17 protein-coding genes are annotated in these 19,828 nt (G+C 62.9%); 6 read left to right on the top strand and 11 right to left on the bottom strand.

The genetic code is table 11. The features are described from left to right. Positions 1 to 14: 14 nt before the first annotated feature. Positions 15 to 1,115, bottom strand: a complete 1,101-nt coding sequence (locus F3J17_RS07705) for a polyamine ABC transporter substrate-binding protein (RefSeq protein WP_167055712.1) — start codon at positions 1,113 to 1,115, stop codon at positions 15 to 17. A 488-nt stretch (positions 1,116 to 1,603) separates the two neighbouring features. Between F3J17_RS07705 and F3J17_RS07710 the strand changes: the two genes are divergently transcribed. Then, complete coding sequence (locus F3J17_RS07710) at positions 1,604 to 1,807, top strand: DUF1289 domain-containing protein (protein ID WP_167055714.1); 204 nt, start codon at positions 1,604 to 1,606, stop codon at positions 1,805 to 1,807. Positions 1,808 to 1,878: 71 nt separating this feature from the next. Here the strand turns inward: F3J17_RS07710 and F3J17_RS07715 are convergent, their stop codons facing one another. The 3 genes from F3J17_RS07715 to F3J17_RS07725 form a co-directional block, all read right to left on the bottom strand. Then, on the bottom strand, positions 1,879 to 2,520 hold the full coding sequence (locus F3J17_RS07715; protein WP_167055716.1) for an OmpW family outer membrane protein: 642 nt from the start codon (positions 2,518 to 2,520) through the stop codon (positions 1,879 to 1,881). An 84-nt stretch (positions 2,521 to 2,604) separates the two neighbouring features. Beyond that, positions 2,605 to 3,795: a nitronate monooxygenase family protein gene (locus tag F3J17_RS07720; RefSeq protein WP_167055719.1), complete on the bottom strand. Its 1,191-nt coding sequence runs from the start codon at positions 3,793 to 3,795 to the stop codon at positions 2,605 to 2,607. 195 nt (positions 3,796 to 3,990) lie between these two features. Next, positions 3,991 to 5,424, bottom strand: a complete 1,434-nt coding sequence (locus F3J17_RS07725) for an aldehyde dehydrogenase family protein (RefSeq protein WP_167055721.1) — start codon at positions 5,422 to 5,424, stop codon at positions 3,991 to 3,993. Between the two features lie 145 nt (positions 5,425 to 5,569). On the opposite strand from F3J17_RS07725, the gene F3J17_RS07730 reads away from it, so the two are divergent. Further along, positions 5,570 to 6,313 (top strand): hypothetical protein, encoded by a 744-nt coding sequence (locus tag F3J17_RS07730; protein ID WP_167055724.1) that lies wholly within the window; start codon positions 5,570 to 5,572, stop codon positions 6,311 to 6,313. Between the two features lie 88 nt (positions 6,314 to 6,401). Here F3J17_RS07730 and F3J17_RS07735 read toward each other — a convergent pair whose 3' ends face one another. Together F3J17_RS07735 and F3J17_RS07740 are read right to left on the bottom strand one after the other, a co-directional pair. Further along, a complete protein-coding gene (locus F3J17_RS07735) occupies positions 6,402 to 7,994 on the bottom strand; it encodes an ABC-F family ATPase (RefSeq protein WP_167055727.1) in 1,593 nt (530 codons plus the stop codon). A 149-nt stretch (positions 7,995 to 8,143) separates the two neighbouring features. After that, on the bottom strand, positions 8,144 to 9,037 hold the full coding sequence (locus tag F3J17_RS07740) for an NAD(P)-dependent oxidoreductase (protein ID WP_167055730.1): 894 nt from the start codon (positions 9,035 to 9,037) through the stop codon (positions 8,144 to 8,146). Positions 9,038 to 9,271: 234 nt separating this feature from the next. On the opposite strand from F3J17_RS07740, the gene F3J17_RS07745 reads away from it, so the two are divergent. After that, positions 9,272 to 9,481 carry a dodecin gene (locus tag F3J17_RS07745; protein WP_167055733.1) on the top strand — a complete coding sequence of 70 codons (210 nt, stop codon included), beginning with the start codon at positions 9,272 to 9,274 and terminating at the stop codon, positions 9,479 to 9,481. Between the two features lie 86 nt (positions 9,482 to 9,567). Here F3J17_RS07745 and F3J17_RS07750 read toward each other — a convergent pair whose 3' ends face one another. Genes F3J17_RS07750 through F3J17_RS07765 form a run of 4 tightly spaced genes read right to left on the bottom strand, consistent with a single transcriptional unit; the run spans position 9,568 to position 14,440 of the window. Next, positions 9,568 to 10,659 carry a BMP family ABC transporter substrate-binding protein gene (locus F3J17_RS07750; protein ID WP_167055736.1) on the bottom strand — a complete coding sequence of 364 codons (1,092 nt, stop codon included), beginning with the start codon at positions 10,657 to 10,659 and terminating at the stop codon, positions 9,568 to 9,570. Positions 10,660 to 10,715: 56 nt separating this feature from the next. Then, positions 10,716 to 11,645 carry an ABC transporter permease gene (locus F3J17_RS07755; protein ID WP_167055738.1) on the bottom strand — a complete coding sequence of 310 codons (930 nt, stop codon included), beginning with the start codon at positions 11,643 to 11,645 and terminating at the stop codon, positions 10,716 to 10,718. A gap of 37 nt (positions 11,646 to 11,682) precedes the next feature. Continuing rightward, positions 11,683 to 12,789 carry an ABC transporter permease gene (locus tag F3J17_RS07760; protein ID WP_167055741.1) on the bottom strand — a complete coding sequence of 369 codons (1,107 nt, stop codon included), beginning with the start codon at positions 12,787 to 12,789 and terminating at the stop codon, positions 11,683 to 11,685. Positions 12,790 to 12,838: 49 nt separating this feature from the next. Then, entirely contained in the window at positions 12,839 to 14,440 is a 1,602-nt protein-coding gene (locus F3J17_RS07765) for an ABC transporter ATP-binding protein (protein WP_167055744.1), read from the bottom strand. Positions 14,441 to 14,756: 316 nt separating this feature from the next. Here F3J17_RS07765 and F3J17_RS07770 point away from each other — a divergent pair, with 316 nt between their 5' ends. Beyond that, positions 14,757 to 15,689, top strand: coding sequence for a LysR substrate-binding domain-containing protein (locus F3J17_RS07770; RefSeq protein ID WP_103703842.1), 933 nt, complete (start codon positions 14,757 to 14,759; stop codon positions 15,687 to 15,689). A gap of 120 nt (positions 15,690 to 15,809) precedes the next feature. On the opposite strand, the gene F3J17_RS07775 is transcribed toward F3J17_RS07770, so the two are convergent. Further along, entirely contained in the window at positions 15,810 to 17,177 is a 1,368-nt protein-coding gene (locus F3J17_RS07775; RefSeq protein ID WP_167055747.1) for an 8-oxoguanine deaminase, read from the bottom strand. A 586-nt stretch (positions 17,178 to 17,763) separates the two neighbouring features. Between F3J17_RS07775 and uraH the strand changes: the two genes are divergently transcribed. Then, positions 17,764 to 18,117: a hydroxyisourate hydrolase gene (uraH, locus tag F3J17_RS07780; protein WP_103703844.1), complete on the top strand. Its 354-nt coding sequence runs from the start codon at positions 17,764 to 17,766 to the stop codon at positions 18,115 to 18,117. Between the two features lie 215 nt (positions 18,118 to 18,332). Further along, complete coding sequence (locus F3J17_RS07785; RefSeq protein WP_167055750.1) at positions 18,333 to 19,523, top strand: urate hydroxylase PuuD; 1,191 nt, start codon at positions 18,333 to 18,335, stop codon at positions 19,521 to 19,523. Positions 19,524 to 19,828: the final 305 nt, after the last annotated feature.

Consider the following 19,828-nt stretch of genomic DNA (forward strand, 5'->3'; position numbering starts at 1 on the left):
CGCGGGCGACCGCGTCAGCGGCCCGACTTGAACTCGGTCCACAGACGCGTCTGCAGGCGCTGGATTTCCGGCGGCAGCGGCTTGAGCAGGAACAGCGTCTTGAGCGTTTCCGGCGACGGATACACCGCCGGATCGTTCGCGATGTCCTTGTTCACGTACTTGCGCGCTTCCGCATTGGCGCTCGGGTAGTACACGGCGTTGGTGATCGCGGCGTGGACCTGCGGCGTCTCGATGTAGTTGATCCACTGGTACGCGGCATCCTTGTGCTGCGCATCCTTCGGGATCGTCATCACGTCAAACCAGATCGGCGCGCCGCCCTTCGGAATGTAGTACTCGATGTGATACGGCTTCTTCGCCTCGATCGCGCGATGCTTGGCGATCACGACGTCGCCCGACCAGCCGTACGCGAAGCAGACATCGCCGCCGACCATATCGTTGATATAGCCCGACGAGTTGAACTGCGTGATGTACGGACGGATCTTCTTCATCATCGCCAGCGCGGCGCGATAGTCTTCCGGATTCGTCGAAAGCGGGTCCTTGCCGATGTAGTGCAGCGCGGCGGCAAAGAACTGGTCCGGCGCGTCGAGCACGGACACGCCGCAGGCCTTCAGCTTCGAGAGGTTCTCGGGCTTGAAGAGGATGTCCCAGTTGTCGAGCGGCACGTTCTTGCCGAGGATCTGCTGCGCCTTTTCGACGTTATAGGCGAGACCCGTCGTGCCGTAGGCCCAGGGCACCGCGAACTTGTTGCCCGGATCCGCGCCGGCGACCAGCGCCATCAGCTGCGGATCGAGATACTTGAGATTGGGGATCTTCGACTTGTCGAGCGGCGAGAAGATGCCGGCGGCGATCTGCTTGCCTGCGTAGTTGGTGGTCGGCACGACGATGTCGTAGCCCGAATTGCCCGCGAGCAGCTTGGCCTGCAGGGTGTCGTCGCTATCGTAGTTGTCGTACTTGACCGTGACGCCGGTCTGCTTCTGGAAGTTCGGAATCGTGTCTTTGGCGATGTAATCGGACCAGTTGTAGACGTTCAGTTGCGTATCTTTCGCGACCGATGCCACCCACGGCGACGCACACAGTGCGAGCACAGCCAGTTTCGCCAAAACCCGTTTCTTCATCCCGTTCTCCGTTCTTAGACCTTTGTTTGCCGCGTACCCGTGCCGGCGCCGCATGTGCGCCGCACAAGGCGGCCCCCAGAATTTACCGAACCTACCATCAATCGCGCCAGGCGACAAAAAAGAACGTCAGCATGTCGCGCAAACGGAACAGGACCCGCGCGGTTGGACTCGCAGGCGCGTGGCAGGCGGTAAATCGCGCGCAATTTTAGCCGTTTGAGCGCCCCTGTCTACAAAAAAAACGTCCGTGCGACATTCGCGCGACGCCGGCTGCCCAGCCCGGCACGCGGCTGATCCGGATTGCATCGGCTGCACCCGGGCGCAGGCTGCGCCCGGGCTTGCGGCCACCCTTCCCGATGGTAAGAAAATCCTTGCCATTTCAACTGGATGGGCAAGAAAAGCCCCTCGCCGCGAATCGGTTAACATAGCGGGGTTTTCCGCACGGCCGGCGCACCATTTTCGCCCCGGCCATCCCGCCCCAAGATATATCGATGGCTTCCAATCTCCACGACCTTCCCGACAGCCCCTGCATCGGCGTGTGCTCCACGCTGTTCGACGACATCTGTAAAGGCTGCGGCCGCACTGCGATCGAAGTCTCCAACTGGGTCTTTCTGAGCGACGAAGAAAAGCGCGCCATCTGGACCCGCATTGAGCGCGAAGGCACCGCCATGCGCTTCCAGCCGAAAAACGCCTGACGCTTCAGCGGCATAAAAAAACGCCGGACTTTGCCGGCGTTCAAGTTCGCTCGCACTAATATGCGCGGGCCTCAGAACTTCATGCCGACGCCGATACCCACGATGATCGGATCGATATAGAGCGTGCCGAGCGACGAGCCGTTGAGCGATGCGCCCGTGCGCATCCAGATCTTCTTGACGTCCGCGTTCACGAACACATTCTTCGCCACCTGATAGTCGACGCCAAATTGCAGCGCCGGCCCGAAGCTATGGTTGTCGATCGAAATGGGTTGACCGCCCGCATGCAGACCGTTGTTGTAGAACAGCGTGTAGTTGATGCCCGCGCCGACGTATGGCCGGAACACACCGGCGTTGTTGAAGTGGTACTGCAGCAGCAGCGTGGGCGGCAGCACGCCGACACCGCCCAGCGCGCCGAGGCTCGACGTGACCTGATGGCGTGAAGTGCCGAGAATCAGCTCTGCGCCGATGTTGTTCGTCACCATATAGGTGAAGTCCAGCTCGGGGACGATGGCGTTGTTGACGTTGGTGTTGAGCGTGGTGAGCGCGCCGCTCGTGCCCACCTGCGGCATGATGCTGATCGCGCGCAGACGCACGAGCCAGTCGCCGGCGTAGATGCCCGTGTCGGGCGTGGCGGCTTGTGCTGCCGAAGCGGCGAAAGCCGCGCCAAGTGCGAGTACGGCAGCGGCCGCGATGGTCTTGATGTGGTTTTTCATGGTGATTGCCCCTGTTGTTCCCGCGGTCATTCGCAAGACACTGCGAATTTTCCGAGGCAGAGGCGATCACATTCTTGATGCGAATCAGTTGAGCGCAAACGCCGCGCGATGTGCGACCGCAGGTCGCGCAGAACCCGTCAAAAGCAGCTCCAAAAGATCCCTCACCGAGCGGATCGCGTTGCCAAAAGGCAACGTTTCGCGCCCGCGGAAAAAGAGTCCGTTCGACACATCGCCACGCAAGGCAGCGGCAAGACGCGTATCGATACAGAAGTGCCCGAACTTCTCGATGCCGTCGCGCAAACCGCACACGGAGAGACATTCGAGCCCCGTTGGGCAAGCATTCTTGACCTGACCGATCTTGGTGCGGATACGCGATTCGTTGCGCAGGTAACGATCGAGCCACGGCGTTTTCACGGCGCGCGCGGGCAGTCCCGTCACGCTCACGAATTCGACGATGTCTTCGGGCTTCGCGTCGACGAGCACACGCTTGAAATTGGGATGCGCATCGCCCTCTTCCGTCACGGCGAACGGCGTGCCCACCTGCACGCCGTTCGCGCCGGCTTGCAGCCAGCGGCGCACGGCTTCATGGCTGTTGATGCCGCCGCCCACGATCAGCGGCACGTCGGCGCGCGTGATGCCGAGCGTCGCGTACACGCCGTCCAGTTCCTCGAAAATGCGCTCGAAGCCGAAGCGCTCGTTGCCCATGTCGGCGAGATCGGTCACGCCAAGATGACCGCCCGCATGCGCCGGATGCTCGATCACCACGGCATCGGGCAGACGGCCCTTCTTCATCCACTTTTTGAGGATGAGCGACACGCCGCGCGCGTCGGACAGGATCGGGATCAACGCGATATCTACGCCTGCGGTGAGGTCGGGCAGATCGAGCGGCAGGCCCGCGCCCATGACGATGGCGTGGGCGCCGTGCTCGCAGGCCGCGCGCACGTAATCGGCGTGCGCGTTGACGGCCTTCATGACGTTCACGGCAATCATGCCGCTGCCCGCGGCGAGCTTGCGCGCGGCTTCAATCTCGCGGCCCAGCGCGACGAGATTGGCTTGCGCGAGCGTTTCGTGGCGCGGATCGGCGCGGCATTGCTCGATGAGATCGGCGTGATGATGGCGCAGGTCGATGCTGGCGATGGTGCCGACCGCACCCTCGCGGGCGACGCTGCCCGCGAGCCGATGCGCGGAAATGCCGACGCCCATGCCACCTTGCACGATGGGCAGCAGTTGACGGCCACGAAGTTGGAGCGGCGCGAATGAATGATCAGGAAACATGATGACCCGCTTAGCGTTGTCGATGACAAAACGCTTATGGTCGCGCGCACCCTTTTGGCAGCATTGATAAAAATCAAAAACAAATGCGGGAGCCACGCATGACTCCCGCATCAATGACTTAAATCAATATGTCGCACCGGGACATTTGCCAGGCGCGACAGTTTGACCGGCTCAGTGACCGTCTCAGTGACCGTCTCAGGCCTTCGGCACCTTGAACTGCATCGACTTGTATTCGAGATATTCCTCGAGGCCATAGACGCCGTTCTCGCGGCCGTGGCCCGACTGCTTGTAGCCGCCGAACGGCGCGGCCATGTTCCAGGCGCCGCCGTTGATGTCGATCTGGCCCGTGCGGATGCGGCGCGCCACGCGCATCGCGCGCTCGTCGCTACCGGCCCAGACTGCGCCGCCCAGACCGTAGAGCGAATCGTTGGCGATCGCCACGGCATCGTCTTCGTCTTTCGCCGTGAGAATCGTCAGCACCGGGCCGAAGATCTCTTCCTGCGCGATGGCGGCGTCGCGCGGCACGCGGCCAAACACCGTCGGCTTGACGAAGAAGCCCTTCGTCAGGCCTTCGGGCATGCCAGCGCCGCCGGTGACGAGTTCCGCGCCATCGGCGATGCCGCGCTCGATAAAGTGCTGCACGCGCTCCTGCTGCACCTTCGAAGCGAGCGGGCCGAGCTTCGCTTTCTCGTCGCGCGGATCGGCGACCGTGTAGGCTTCGGCGGCGGCCTTGGCCAGCTCGCGCGCTTCCTCGTAGCGCGATTCCGGCACGATCATGCGCGTGTGCGCCGAGCAGGTCTGCCCCGAGTTCAGGAAGCACGCGCCCACCGTGCCCTTCACCGCGGCGGCAAAGTCCGCATCGTCGAGCACGACCGAAGCCGATTTGCCGCCCAGTTCCAGCGACACGCGCTTGACGCTCGCCGACGCCACTTCCGAGACGCGCTTGCCCGCACGCGTCGAGCCCGTGAACGAGACCATATCCACTTGCGGATGGCGCGCCATCAGTTCGCCGACGACCGGGCCGTAACCGCTCACGAGATTGAAGACGCCAGCGGGCAAGCCCGCTTCGTGGATCGCCTCGGCCAGCACGAAGGCGTTGAGCGGCGCGATCTCGGAAGGCTTGAGCACGACGGTGCAGCCCGCAGCCAGCGCGGCGGCGACCTTCAGCGTGATCTGGTTGAGCGGATAGTTCCACGGCGTGATGGCCGCGACGACGCCAACCGCCTCGCGCACCACCAGCGAATTGCCGACGCGCTCCTCGTACTGGAATTCGTTCGCAAGCTTCGCGTACGCGGCCCAGTTGTAGACCGGACCGCCCACCTGGATCGCGCGCGCGAGCTTGAGCGGCATGCCGACTTCGCCCGCGATCAATTGCGCGAGTTCGTCGGTGCGGGCCTTGAGGTTGTCGGCGATCTTTTGCAGATACGCGCCGCGTTCGGCGGCGGGCGTCGTGGACCAGGCGTCGAAGGCCGCGCGAGCGGCGGCGATGGCGGCTTCGGCGTCGGCTTCGTTGCCTTCGGGGATGCGGCCCATGACGGCCTCGCTGCCCGAGTCGATCACGTCGATCGTGCCTTTGCCGTGCGGCGCGACCCACTGGCCGTTGATGTAGAGCTGGTCGAACTGTTTCATGCGCGGTGCTCCTGTCTCCGAGTGTGTTCTTGCAGTGTCCTGCATTCTAGCGTGCTTGACGCTTACGGAAGGTAGTGCGCACGTTCAGGCGGCGGTTTTGGTCGCACCCTTATACTGCGCGCTCCTTTACTCGGGTTCGCGCTACATGAAACGCACGCTGCTTTCTCTCGCCATCGGTTTTGCGCCGCTGCTCGCTCACGCGGGCTGCGAAGACAACTTCCAGAAATGGACGTCGCAACTGCATCCGGGCCGCACGCTCGATACTGAACATGCGGTCTGCAAGGTCTGGCCGGCCAACGAGGCGCTGACGATTGCAGCCTTGCCCCTGCCGCAAAAGAACAATAGCGACGACGAAGGCACCGACGATCTGGAGGTACTGGTCGCGGATACGGCTTCGGGAACAGTGATCGCGCATCAGTTCCAGAAAGGCGCGATTTCCTACGATGCGATCCGCTTTTCCGGCCTGACGCTCGATACCGCGCGCTATCAACTCACGCCGCAAAACCGCGCGTTCGGCGTGCGCGTGGTGCATGAGGGCTCGTCGCGCGTGAACCCGTTCTCGCAAACGGCGTTGAGCCTCTATGTCGTCGATGGCCAGAGCCTGCGCACGGTCGTCGACAGACTGCTCGTGGAGGATTCGGGCGGCGAATGGGACGGCAACTGCGCCGGCACCTTCAACAATACGACGCGTACGCTCGATCTCGGCCCGGCGGGCAAGGAAGGCTATGTGACGCTCAAGGTCACGGAAAAGTCATCGGACACGGTCAACGTCGTCAAGAATGGCGAGTGCCAGTACGACGTGTCGAAATCGGCAAAGCGGGCGGCCTTCACGCTCGAATACCGCAACGGCAAGTACGGTGTGCCGAAGAGCATGCAATACAGCGATTGATCCGTAAGCGCGCACAAGAAAAAACGGGCGACGCATGACGCGTCGCCCGTTTTTATTTCAAGCTGCGATCAGCAACAGCAGCCGGATCTCAATGCAGACCCTGGCTCGCCAGGAAGTCCTCATAGTTGCCGCTGTAGTCGTTGATCGTGCCATCGGTTTTCACTTCGATGATGCGATTGGCCAGACCGTTCACGAATTCACGGTCGTGCGAAACGAACACGAGCGTACCGTCGAACTTCTCCAGCGCGATCTGCAGCGACTCGATCGATTCCATGTCCATGTGGTTGGTCGGCTCGTCCATCATCAGCACGTTGTGGCGGCCCAGCATCAGCTTGCCCCAGATCATGCGGCCCTTCTCGCCACCCGACAGCACCTTGACCGACTTGCGGATGTCGTCCGCATTGAACAGCAGACGGCCGAGCGTACCGCGCACGGATTGCTCGTCGTCGCCTTCCTGACGGTACTGGTCGATCCACTCCATCAGCGTGACGTCAGCCGGGAATTCTTCGTACGTGTCCTGCGGCATGTAGCCGATGCTGGCGTTTTCCGCCCACTTCACCGAGCCGTTATCGACCGCGACATTGCCCAGCAGCGAACGCAGCAGCGTGGTCTTGCCCGCGCCGTTTTCGCCGATGATCGCGATGCGCTCGCCCGGCTGCACGCTGATGGTGAACTTGTTGAAGATGCGGCGCTCGTAGGTCTTCGTGATTTCTTCCGCGACCACGACGATGTTGTGCAGCTTCTTCTCGAATTCGAAGCGGATGAACGGGTTCTGACGCGACGACGGCTTGAAGTCCTCGATCTTGATCTTGTCGATCATCTTCAGACGGCTGGTGGCCTGACGCGCCTTCGACTTGTTCGCCGAGAAGCGGCGCACGAAGTCCTGCAGGTCGGCCACGCGTTCCTTGGCCTTCTGGTTGGCGGCCTGCTGACGCTCGCGCGCCTGCGTGGACGCCAGCATGTAGTCGTCGTAGTTGCCCGGCCAGACCTTCAGCGTGCCGTAGTCCATGTCCGCCATGTGCGTGCAGACCTGGTTCAGGAAGTGTCGATCGTGGGAAATGATGATCATGGTCGAGTTGTACTCGTTCAGAACATCTTCCAGCCAACGGATCGAGTTGATGTCGAGGTTGTTGGTCGGTTCGTCGAGCAGGAGCACGTCCGGCTTCGAGAACAGCGCCTGCGCGAGCAGCACGCGCAGCTTCCAGCCCGGCGCCACGCCGCTCATCGGGCCGTTGTGGAATTCCGTGTCGATGCCGATGCCCAGCAGCAGTTCGCCCGCGCGCGCTTCAGCCGTATAGCCGTCGTACTCGGCGAATTTCGCTTCGAGTTCGGCGGCGTGCATGTAGTCGTCGTCGGTGGCTTCGGGGTTCGCGTAGATCGCGTCGCGCTCGCTCATGGCGGCCCACATTTCCGTGTGGCCCATCATGACGACGTCCAGCACGCGTACGTCTTCGTAGGCGAACTGATCCTGGCGCAGCTTGCCCAGGCGCACGTTCGGTTCGAGGATGACGTTGCCCGAGCTTTGCTCGAGGTCGCCGCCCAGGATCTTCATGAACGTGGATTTGCCGCAACCGTTCGCGCCGATCAGGCCATAGCGGTTGCCTTCGCCGAATTTGACCGAGATATTCTCGAACAAGGGCTTCGGCCCGAATTGCATGGTGATGTTGGCGGTAGAGAGCACAGCGCGTCCCGGTAAGTAGATCGACGAAAAACCTGTAATTTTAGCAGGTTATGCCAGTTCGCGCGCGCCTGCCAGTGTGGAGGCCTGGCAGGCGCGCGCTGTCGAAGTTACCGGAAATTCGTGGCAGATTCGTGCAAGGCGCCTGTACGTCAGCCGCGCCGCGGCGTTTGCAGGACGTCGACGAAGCCGGAAAGGTCGGCCTGATCGAGCCCCATCGCCGCTCCCAGCCGCAGGATCTGCTGGACCGTCCCGGCCACCGGCATGGGCGTGCCGGTTTGCTGCGCGGCGGCGGCAACCGTGTCGACGTCCTTCTGAAACGTTTTCAGCGCGCCGATCGGTGCGAGGCCGTCCTGCGTCATGCGCGGCACGAAAGTGCGCAGGAGCGTCGAATCGGCCCAGCCGCCCGAGAGCGCTTCGGGCAGCTTCGCGGCGTCGATGCCGCTGCGGCGCGCAAGGCCCACCGCCTCGGCGATTGCCGCCACCGTGGCCGTGACGATGGCCTGATTGCAGAGCTTGGTGGTCTGCCCCGCGCCCGCTGCGCCCATGTGGGTCACGCGCGCCGAATACGCCGCGAGGATCGGCGCGACGGCTTCGACGTCCCGGGCCTCGCCGCCCGCCATCACCGCGAGCGTGCCCGCCTGCGCCCCACCCACGCCGCCCGACACCGGCGCGTCGACCCAACCGACGCCCAGCGCCGCCGCGCGCGCGGCCAGCGCACGCGTGAGTTCCGGCGGAATGCTCGAATGATCGACGATGCGGCGCACGCGCTTCGCTCCGTTGACTGAGCCGCTCAACAAACCGTTCTCGCCGAACACCGTCTGCTCGACGGCGGCGCCATCGGCGACGCACAACAGCACCACGTCGGCGCATTGCGCCAGCGCTGCGGGCGTATCCACCACCTGCGCGCCATCGGACACAAGCGCATCCGCCTTCGCACGCGAGCGATTCCACACGTGGACGGCTTGACCCGCGCCCAGCAAATGGCGAATCATCGGCGCGCCCATCAAACCCGGCCCGCAAAATCCCAGTTCCTGCTTCTGCATTGTCCTTGTCTCCTGCTACATGCTTCGACGGCATCGTCCGCAGCGCGCCCGCTTACGGGCACGTGCAATGCGAATCGCACTGCACCGCTTGCGCGAGGCGCCATGATACCCGCCGACGCCTTTCGCGCAGCGCACCCACACACGCGCTGGCGCACAACGACCGGTTATCTATACTCGATTGACGTGCCTGTGGAACGTCCTGCGCGCGCCGCCCCCATCGAGGAGACTTTTGTCATGAGCGACCACGTCTACAAACAAATCGAACTCACCGGTTCATCCACGGTTTCGAGCGACGAAGCGATCCGTTGCGCCATCGCGCGCGCATCGAAAACGCTGCGCAATCTGCATTGGTTCGAAGTAATCGAAACACGCGGGCTGATCGAAGGCGACAAGGTCATGCACTGGCAGGTGACGATCAAGGTCGGCCTGCGAATCGACGAATAAGCGACGCGACGAGTAGAAAAGGCTGCGCGCGCCGGGAAGGCATCGCGCAGCCGCATCGTGCTGCATTGATCCTACGAAAGCGCTGCTTACTTCGGCAGCGAACCGTCCACGCCTTCGACGTACCAGTTCAGGCGCTGCAGTTCGGGATCGGTCAGCGTCTTGCCGGCGGGGATCTTCACCGCGCCCGTCTGATCCTTGATCGGGCCGGTGAACACGTCCCACTTGCCGCCCGCGATCGCTTCGCGCTTTGCGGCCACGGCCTTCTGCGCATCGGCGGACAGCGCAGCCGTATTCACGTCGCCGAGATCGACGGCCTTTTGCGGAATGCCCCACCAGACCGGATCGTTCTTCCATTTGCCGTCGAGCACCTGCTGGATCGCGGCCGTGTAATACACGCCCCAGTTCGCTTCAACCGAACCCAGATGCGCGTCCGGGCCAAACTTCTTCATGTTGGAATCCCAGCCGAACGCGTGCACGTGCTTCTCTTCTGCCGTGGCGAGCGTCGCGCTCGAATCGGTGTTCTGCAGCAGTACATCCGCGCCCTGCCCGATCAGCGTTTCGGCGGCCTGCTTTTCCTTGCCCGGATCGAACCAGCTGTTGATCCAGATGACCTTGGTATGCACCTTCGGATTTACCGAACGCGCGCCCAGCGTGTACGCGTTGATGTTGCGCACGACTTCGGGAATCGGCACGGAAGCCACGAAGCCGAGCGTATTCGTCTTCGTCGCATAACCCGCCGCCACGCCCGCGAGATACGCGCCCTGATACATGCGCACGTCATAGGTGCCGAAGTTAGCCGCTTTCTTGTAACCGGTGGCGTGCAGGAACACCGTATCCGGGAAGTCCTTCGCGACCTTTAGTTCGAAATCCTGATAACCGAAGCTCGAACCGAAGATGATCTTGTTGCCCTTGCTGGCGAGATCGCGGAACACACGTTCCGAATCCGCCGATTCCGGCACGTTCTCCACGCGCGTGATCTTGATCTTGTTGCCGAACTTCTGTTCGGCCGCCTTCGAACCCTGATCGTGCGCGTAAGTCCAGCCGGCGTCGCCCGGATTGCCAAGGTAGACGAACGCCACGCCCGGCGCGTCAGCGGCCTGCGCTGCGGGCGCGAGCGCGAGCGCCGCCGCGCCGCAGGTGGCGGCCACGGCGAAAGCGCTCAGGATGGTTTTTTTCATTGTGATCTCCGAGGGGGTTTGAGAACTGCGAGCAACGTGAATCGTCAGAGCGGAATTCAGGCCGCCCCAAAAAACGGCTTGCCGAGCGATGCGGGCGCGTTCAGGCGGATCGTGTTCGGGTTACGCGAAATCAGCACCAGCACGACGACGGTCGCCACGTATGGCAGCATGGCGAGGAACTGCGTCGGCACCGGCACGCCAATCGCCTGCGCGTAGAACTGCGCGCCCGTCACCGCGCCAAACAGCAGCGCGCCGATCAACAGACGGCCCGGCCGCCACGTCGCGAACACCACCAGCGCCAGCGCGATCCAGCCGCGCCCCGCCGTGATCTGTTCCTGCCACAGATGCAGTTGCACGACCGAGTAGTACGCGCCCGCAAGACCCGCCATCGCGCCGCCAAACGCCGTTGCACCGTAACGCACGCCAATCACCGGAAAGCCCACCGAATGCGCAACCTGCGGCGACTCGCCGACTGAACGCAGCACGAGCCCGGCGCGCGTGCGATAGAGAAACCACGCGACCACCGCGAACATGACGAACGCGAGGTAATCGACGGGCGTGAGGTTGAAGAACGCCGGACCCACCACGGGCAGATGCGACAGACCGGGAATCGGCCAGGCGTTGATGGTCGCGGACGTCGCCGCCGAGGTGTACGGCTTGCCCACATAGGCCGATAAACCCACGCCGAAGATCGTCAGCGAAAGCCCCGTGGCGACCTGGTTGGCGAGCATCGTCAGCACGAGAAAGCCGAACAGCAGCGCCATCGCCACGCCCGCCGCCATGCCCGCGGCGAGGCCGAGCCATGGATTGCCGCTGATCGTCGTGACCGCGTAGCCGGTCACCGCGCCCATCAGCATCATTCCTTCGACGCCCAGATTGAGCACGCCCGACTTTTCCGTAACGAGTTCGCCCACGCCCGCGAACATCAGCGGAATCGCGGCGGTGACGGCGCTCGAAGCGAGCGAGCTGGCTTGCTGGATATCCATATCGTGTTGCCTTGTTTCGTATGATCGGTTGACGCGTTCAATGCGCGGCGGCAACGGTGGGACGGCGGCGCACCCGGTAATTCACGAACAGATCGGCGCCCAGCAGGCAGAACAGCAGCAAGCCCTGGAACACGCCCGACAGCGCCTGCGGCAATTGCAGCGAGGTCTGCACCGCTTCGCCGCCCAGATACAGCAGCGCCATCAGGAGACTCGCGAGCACGATGCCGACCGGATGCAGCCGCCCGACGAACACCACGATGATTGCCGTGAAGCCGTAGCCCGGCGACCACGTCGCCTGCAACTGGCCGATCGGCCCGGCGATTTCGCCCATGCCCGCCAGGCCCGCGAGACCGCCCGATAGCAGCAGCGAAGTCCAGATCGTTTTCTTCTCCGAGAAGCCCGCATAGCGCGCGGCGAGCGGCGCGAGACCGCCCACGCTCATGCGATAGCCCGCGAAGCTGCGGCGCATGAACAGCCACACCAGCGGAATCGCCGCGAGCGTGAGGAAGATCGACGCGTTCAGACGCGTGCCGCGCAGCCAGTGAATGCGCCAGTCGCCGCCAAAGGTCGGATAGAGCGCGTCGCCACTGAACATTTCGGAGAGCGGAAAATTCATGCCGTTGGGGTCGCGCCACGGGCCGCTCACCAGCCAGATCAGCAATTGAGTGGCCACATAGGTGAGCATCAGGCTCGTGAGGATTTCATTGGTGTTGAAGCGGCTCTTGAGCCAAGCGGGAATCGCCGCCCACGCCATGCCGCCGAGCACGCCGGCGATCATCATCAGAAACAGGATCCACCAGCCGCTGGCCTGATCGAAATAGATCGCCACACCGCTCGCCGCGATGCCGCCCAGCACCATCTGCCCTTCCGCGCCGATGTTCCAGACGTTGGCGCGATAGCCCGCCGCCAGACCCAGCGCGATCAGACACAAGGGCGACGCCTTGAGCAGCAGCTCCGACCAGCCGTTCACGCTCGACAGCGGTTCGATGAAGAACGCGTGCATGGCCTGCACGGGATCGCGGCCCACGAGGCCGAAGATCAGGAAGCCGATCGCCAGCGTGAGCAGCGCGGCAATCAGCGGCACGGCAACGCGCACCGTGCGGGACGGCGTCGTGCGGGCTTCGAGTCGGTAGGGAAAAATCATGTCGATGAGATCGTTGTCGCGATTTGTCGTTATGTGGTGCTTGCTGCGCTTACGCGTGCGCAGCGGGTGCGGCCGGTTCCGCGGGCGGCGGCCCACCGTTTGCCTGCGAAGCGCGATCGCCGAACAGCCCCGCCATCCAGCGGCCAATTTCCTCGGCATTGGTTTCGCCGGTCAGTCGCGCGGGCGAGAGCCGTCCGCCCGCGAGCACGGCGATGCGGTCGCAGATATCGAATAGTTCTTCGAGTTCTTCGGAGATCACGAGAATCGCCACGCCGCGCGCGGAGAGATCGAGCAACTGCTGACGGATAAACGCCGCCGCGCCCACATCGACGCCCCACGTCGGCTGCGCGACCACGAGCACCTTCGGCGCTTGAAGAATTTCGCGCCCGACGATGTACTTCTGCAGATTGCCGCCCGAGAGGCTTTGCGCAAGCGCATCGGGACCGCCGCAACGCACGTCGAACGCGCCGATGCAACGCTCGGCAAACGCGCGCATCGCGCCGGTCTTGAGCCATCCCGAGCGCACCATGCCTTCGCGATGCGCCGTGAGCAATGCGTTTTCCGCAAGCGACATCGCGGGCACAGCACCGCGCCCGAGCCGCTCTTCCGGCACGAACGCGAAACCCAGCCGCCTGCGCGCGCCCGCCGAAAGCTTTCCGGCGGGCTTGCCGCAGATCGTCACCGAATCGGCCGCGCCGTGACGCCCCGCAGGCGTCTGGCGCGCCTCGCCCGAGAGCGCCGCAAGCAGTTCGGCCTGCCCGTTGCCCGACACACCGGCGATCCCCAGAATCTCGCCCGCGTGCACGCCGAAGCTCACATCGTCGAGCGAGGTGCCGAACGGATCATCGCTGGGCATCGACAGATGCTTCACATCGAGCAGCACATCGCCAGGCGTATGTGCGCGCCGCTCGTATGCGGGCAATTCGCGGCCCACCATGAGACGCGCGAGCGACGCCTGCGTTTCCTCACGCGGCGTCACATTGCCGGTCACCTTGCCGCCACGCAGCACCGTGGCCGTATCGCACAGCTCCTGGATTTCGTCGAGCTTGTGGCTGATGTAGAGAATGCTGCAACCTTCCGAAGCGAGCCGCCGCAAGGTGCCGAACAGCTTGCGCACGGCCTGCGGCGTGAGCACGGAAGTCGGCTCGTCCATGATGAGCAGACGCGGGTTCTGCAACAGGCAGCGCACGATTTCCACGCGCTGGCGCTCGCCCACGGTGAGGCTGTGCACATGACGCTGCGGATCGACATCGAGCCCGTATTGCCCCGAGACCTCGCGAATGCGCGCGGCCAGCGCCTTGAGATCGAATTTTTCGTCGAGCGAAAGCGCGATGTTCTCGCCGACGGTCAGCGTTTCGAACAACGAAAAATGCTGGAACACCATACCAATGCCGAGCTTGCGCGCCGCCGCCGGGCTCGCGATCTCAACCGGCTCGCCTTCCCAGCGGATCTCGCCCGCGTCCGGGCGCACCGCGCCATAGACGATCTTCATGAGCGTGCTCTTGCCCGCGCCGTTCTCGCCGAGCAGCGCATGGATTTCGCCGGGCGCGACGGTGAGCGTGACGTTGTCGTTGGCGCGTACGGCCGGGTACTGCTTCGTGATGCCGGAAAGCGCGAGGCGCGGCACGCGCTGCGCTGAAGAATCGCCCATGAATATTCCGCCGTAGTACGTTATGGCTAGTTCGTTGTCCGTTGTGATGCGCGAGCGCTGAGTGCGCCGCAAGACCGCTTGTTTCCGCTGATTTGGAGGACGCGTCATGCGTCCCCAGACTCACTGACGATACCTTGCCGCCCGTGCCAGCGTCGAGCCGACAAAAATCCTCGTGACACGCCGTTGTGCCGCGCGCAACAGGGACTTGTCAGGATGGCTCAGTAGAACCCACCCTTGACGCATCTTTTTGGACATATTAAAAAACATATATACCCAAAGCCCCTCGATCAGCCAAAACATATAATTCGGAGATTTCATGAGCCAGCAACGCGAGGCGATCGACACGTACCTTTTGCGCGTCTTGCACACCCTCTTGATGGAACGCAGCGTGACGCGCGCGGCCGTCAAGCTCAATCAGTCGCAACCCGCTATCAGCGCGGCGCTACGGCGTCTGCGCGACATCACCGGCGACCCGCTGCTGGTGCGCGGCAAGTCCGGCATGGTGCCGACCGAGTACGGTCTGCGCCTGCTCGAACCCGTGCAGAACGCCCTGCGCGAGATCGAGCGCATCCGCTTCCAGCAGCATAATTTCGATCCGGCGACCTCGATCCGCTGTTACCGCATCGGCTGTCCGGACTATCTGAACGTGCTGTTCGTGCCCACCGTGGTCGAGCGATTCCGCCAGGCCGCGCCCAATGCCACGCTGGAGTTTCATTCGCTCGGTCCCGCGTTCGATTACGAACTCGCGCTCGAAGAAGGCAAGCTCGATATCGTGATCGGCAACTGGCCGGAACCACCGGAACAGCTGCACCTTTCGAATCTGTTCGTTGACCAGATCGTCTGCCTGATGAGCAATACGCACCCGTTCGCCAAGCGCGGCGGGCTCACGCTCGATCAGTACCTCAATGCGCCGCATCTCGCGCCCACGCCGTATTCGGTGGGCCAGCGCGGCGCCATCGACGTGCATCTGGCGCGCGAGCGTCTCAAGCGCCACGTCGTCGTCACGCTGCCGTACTTCAATCTGGCGCCGTACGTGCTCATCAAGTCGGATCTGGTGTTCACGACCACGCGTCTCTTTGCCGATCATTACGCGCGCTTCCTGCCGCTCACGGTCGTGCCCGCGCCGCTCGACTTCCCGCCGATGCAGTACTACCAGTTGTGGCACGAGCGCTGTCACTATTCGGATGAAGTCCGCTGGTTGCGCAGCCTCGTCGCCGAAGCCACCAAGACGTTGATCGACAAACCCTGACGTCACTTCACGCGTCGAAGCCGTTTTGCCGAACGGCCTCGACGTTCCGCCAGTTCCGATAATCGGGCGGCCCGCTTTTGCGCGCCGCCCGTTTTCGTTTTTTTGCCTCTTTTGCGTTCTTTATCGCGCCGCTTGCGCGAGCTGCCCGGCGAGCCGGTTATGGCGCTCGATCACCGGACCGAGATCGACGGTCTGCAGCACGCCCTCCTTCACCACCACGCGCCCGTCGATCACGGAAAGCGAAACCTGCGACGGCGCACAGAACGCCAGCGCCGCGACCGGATCGTGGAGCGCGCCCGCGAACAGGGGCTGACGCAGATCGAAAGCGATAAAGTCGGCGGCCATGCCAGGCGCCAGCGCGCCGATATCGTCGCGTCCCAGCACCTGCGCGCCGCCCAGCGTGGCAATCTCCAGCGCTTCACGCGCGGTCATCGCATCCGGCCCGAAGCCCACGCGCGCAAGCAGCATCGCCTGACGCATTTCGGCCACCATCTGCGCGCCGTCGTTCGAGGCGGAACCATCCACGCCCAGCCCCACCGGCACGCCCGCGAGCCGCATTTTCTTGATCGGCGCAATGCCGGATGCCAGCCGCATGTTCGAGCACGGACAATGCGCGACGCCCGTGCCGGTGCGCCCAAACAGGCCAATGCCGTGTTCGTCGAGCTGTACGCAGTGCGCATGCCAGACGTCGCGGCCAACCCAGCCCAGATCCTCGGCGTATTCGGCGGGCGTCATGCCGAACTTTTCGCGGCTGTAGGCGATGTCGTTGACGTTCTCCGCGAGGTGCGTATGCATCGACACGCCGTAATGGCGCGCCATCGTCGCCGATTCGCGCATCAGATCGCGGCTCACCGAAAACGGCGAGCACGGCGCCACCACCACGCGCAGCATCGCGTAACGGCCTTCGTCGTGATACGTCTCAATCAGGCGCTGGGTATCGGCGAGGATCGCGTCCTCGTTTTCGACCACCGAATCGGGCGGCAAGCCGCCATCCTTTTGCCCCACGCTCATGCTGCCGCGCGCCGCATGAAAACGCATGCCGATGTTTTGCGCCGCGCGGATGCTGTCGTCCAGACGGCTGCCGTTCGGGTAGATGTAGAGGTGATCGCTCGACGTCGTGCAGCCCGAGAGCAACAGCTCGGCCATCGCTGTGAGCGTCGACACTTCGATCATTTCCGGCGTCAGATTCGCCCAGACCTTGTACAGATTCGTGAGCCAGCCGAACAGCTCGGCATCCTGCGCGGCGGGCACGGCGCGCGTGAGGCTCTGGTACATGTGGTGGTGCGTGTTGACGAGGCCAGGCGTAACGATATGGCCGGTCGCGTCGATGATTTCATCGGCGGTCTGCGGCAGCTCTGCCGTCGGGCCGACCGCGACGATGCGGTTGTTCTCGACATAAATGCCGCCGCCGCGAATCTCGCGGCGCGCGCCGTCCATCGTCACCAGCATGTCGGCGTTCTTGAGCAGCAAGGTTTTCGTGCGTTCCATCGTGTCTGTTCGCTCCGTTGTCCGTGTATCGACAATGAATGTCGACGGTGAATGTGAAGCAGACGTCCTTGCCGCCACGCCGATCCACCGGAAACCGGTGCCGACGCATCCTGACGAGGACGCCGCTGGCCCGGTTACCCGGCGCCCAGCGCCGTCTTCGGGTTGCGCGAGCGGCGGTGTCACCGTGCCGCAGCGCGCATGACCGCAACCTTGCGCAACCAAAATTCCGCTGACAATGCGCGCAGCCGGGATACCGGAATTCAGTCCCCGCATATAAAGGTCGATTTTTGGTGCGATTACGATGTGAACATGGGTGAAAACCCGAGGTTTGGAACACCGCAAGAGCCGCATGCAGCAAGGCTCCGCGGTCAGGCTCATGCTGCGGGGATTATCTTTCCTATCGCTCGCGCGATTACGGCCCGAACGTTCTTAAAATGCGTTCACGGCGCTCGCTTCGATCCGCCGACGGGTATGTAGCCACTGACGTGGAGCCTCGATCCGCCGCTGATGCACGCTTGTGCATCACAGGATCGAGACGCCGCCGAAACCTCGCAATGACACCAGGAAAAGACAAGGAAAACTGCGAATGGGCAAGCTGACTACCCACGTGCTCGACACCGCGAACGGCCGTCCGGGCGCGGGCATCAAGGTCGAACTCCATGCGCTCGACGGCGACGCCCGCCGCGCGCTGAAGACCGTCACGACCAACCACGACGGCCGCTGCGACGAACCGCTGCTAGAAGGCGCGGCGCTCACCCCGGGCGAATACGAACTCGTGTTCCATGCGGGCGATTACTTTGCCTCGATCGGTACGAAAGTGCCGGAACCGCGCTTTGTCGATCGCGTCGTGCTGCGCTTTGGCGTGGCCGATGCGGGCGCGCACTATCACGTGCCGCTGCTCGTCTCGCCGTGGTCGTACAGCACGTATCGCGGTAGCTGAGTCTTCAGGCAGCTAGCGCGATTCGCGTTGCGCATCACGCACGCAGACAACAACACAACGAAGAAAAGAGACAGGCGGCGCGCCGGGGCGAACCCGGACGTGTCCCCGCTTTGCGGCGCTGCATTTTTGCCGCACCCGCAGTCCCGCGCGAGACGCCTTAACGTCTTGAATGTCCTGGACGTCCGCGCGCAACGAATCAGGAGTGGAGGAGTTTCATGGAAGGCTTTATTACCGACTGGCTGAACCTCGCATTGCGCTGGTTCCACGTCATCGCGGCGATCGCCTGGATCGGCGAATCGTTCTACTTCGTCGCGCTCGACAACAGCCTCAAACCGCCGACGGATCCGAACCAGAAACGTCGCGGCGTGTTCGGCGAACTGTGGCACGTGCACGGCGGCGGCTTCTACAACATGCAGAAGTACACCGTCGCGCCGCCCGAAATGCCCGACGATCTGCACTGGTCGAAGTGGCCGTCGTACACGACGTGGCTCTCGGGCGCGTCGCTATTCACGGTGCTCTACCTGTTCGCGCCGAACACGTATCTGATCGACAAGAACGTGCTGGATATGGGCCCGGTCGTGGCCGTCGCTTCGGCGCTGGGCTTCCTGGCTGCGGGCTGGATCGTCTATGACTCGCTGTGCCGCCTGCTGGGCACCAAGGACAAGCTGCTGGGCGTGTGCGTGGGCATCTACGTGGTGATCGCCGCTTACCTCGCCTGCCACATTTTCTCGGGCCGCGCCGCGTACCTGATCATGGGCGCGATGCTGGCGACGATCATGTCGGCGAACGTGTTCTTCGTGATCATTCCGGGCCAGCGCAAGATGGTCAACGCGATGCTCAAGGGCGAAGTGCCGAACCCGATCTACGGCAAGCGCGGCAAGCAGCGTTCGGTGCACAACACGTATTTCACGCTGCCGGTGGTGTTCGCGATGCTGTCGAACCACTACGCGATGACCTACGCGCACGAATACAACTGGGCCGTGCTCGTGGTCATCATGCTGGCTGGCGCGCTGATCCGTCAGTTCTTCGTGATGCGCCATCGTGGCCAGCAGCTCTGGTATCTGCCGATCGGCGGTGTGGCGCTGATGTTCGTCGCGCTGGTGTGGACGCTGCCGCGCCCGGTCGTGCCGCAGGCCGAAGCCGCCAACGCACCGACCATCAAGATCGGCGATATCCAGCCGATCCTGCAACAACGTTGCGCAGGCTGCCACTCGGCTCACCCGACGATGATGGGCGCCGCGCCCGCCGGCGTGATGTTCGATACGCCCGATGAAATCTCGCAGAACGCGCAGCGTCTGTATCAACAGGCGGTGACGCTCAAGGCGATGCCGCTGGGGAACGTCACGCATATGACGGACGACGAGCGGATGAAGATTGCCGCCTGGTTCCAGGGTGGTGCGAAGTAACGTTCTTTAGATCGCCCAGCCGATCAAGAACACGTGAAGCCCGGAGCGTAGATGCTCCGGGCTTTTTTAATTAAAAATACAACCAGATTTTGGATTTATTTATCACGACTTTCGAGATAAATTCAAAATACCACCAATTAAAAAGACAAATTCTTCCAAATCAATTTGTAAATCCATTAAATTAAATTAAAAATTTCACACTAATTTACAATGATTTAAGAATTTTCTGATAAAAATAATTGTTCGAATTAATAAAATTGAAAGGATTTTCTGGATTCACCATCCAGAAAAACACCACACATGGA

The sequence above is a fragment of the Burkholderia sp. Ax-1719 genome (assembly GCF_011753055.1).
Taxonomy (GTDB): domain Bacteria; phylum Pseudomonadota; class Gammaproteobacteria; order Burkholderiales; family Burkholderiaceae; genus Paraburkholderia.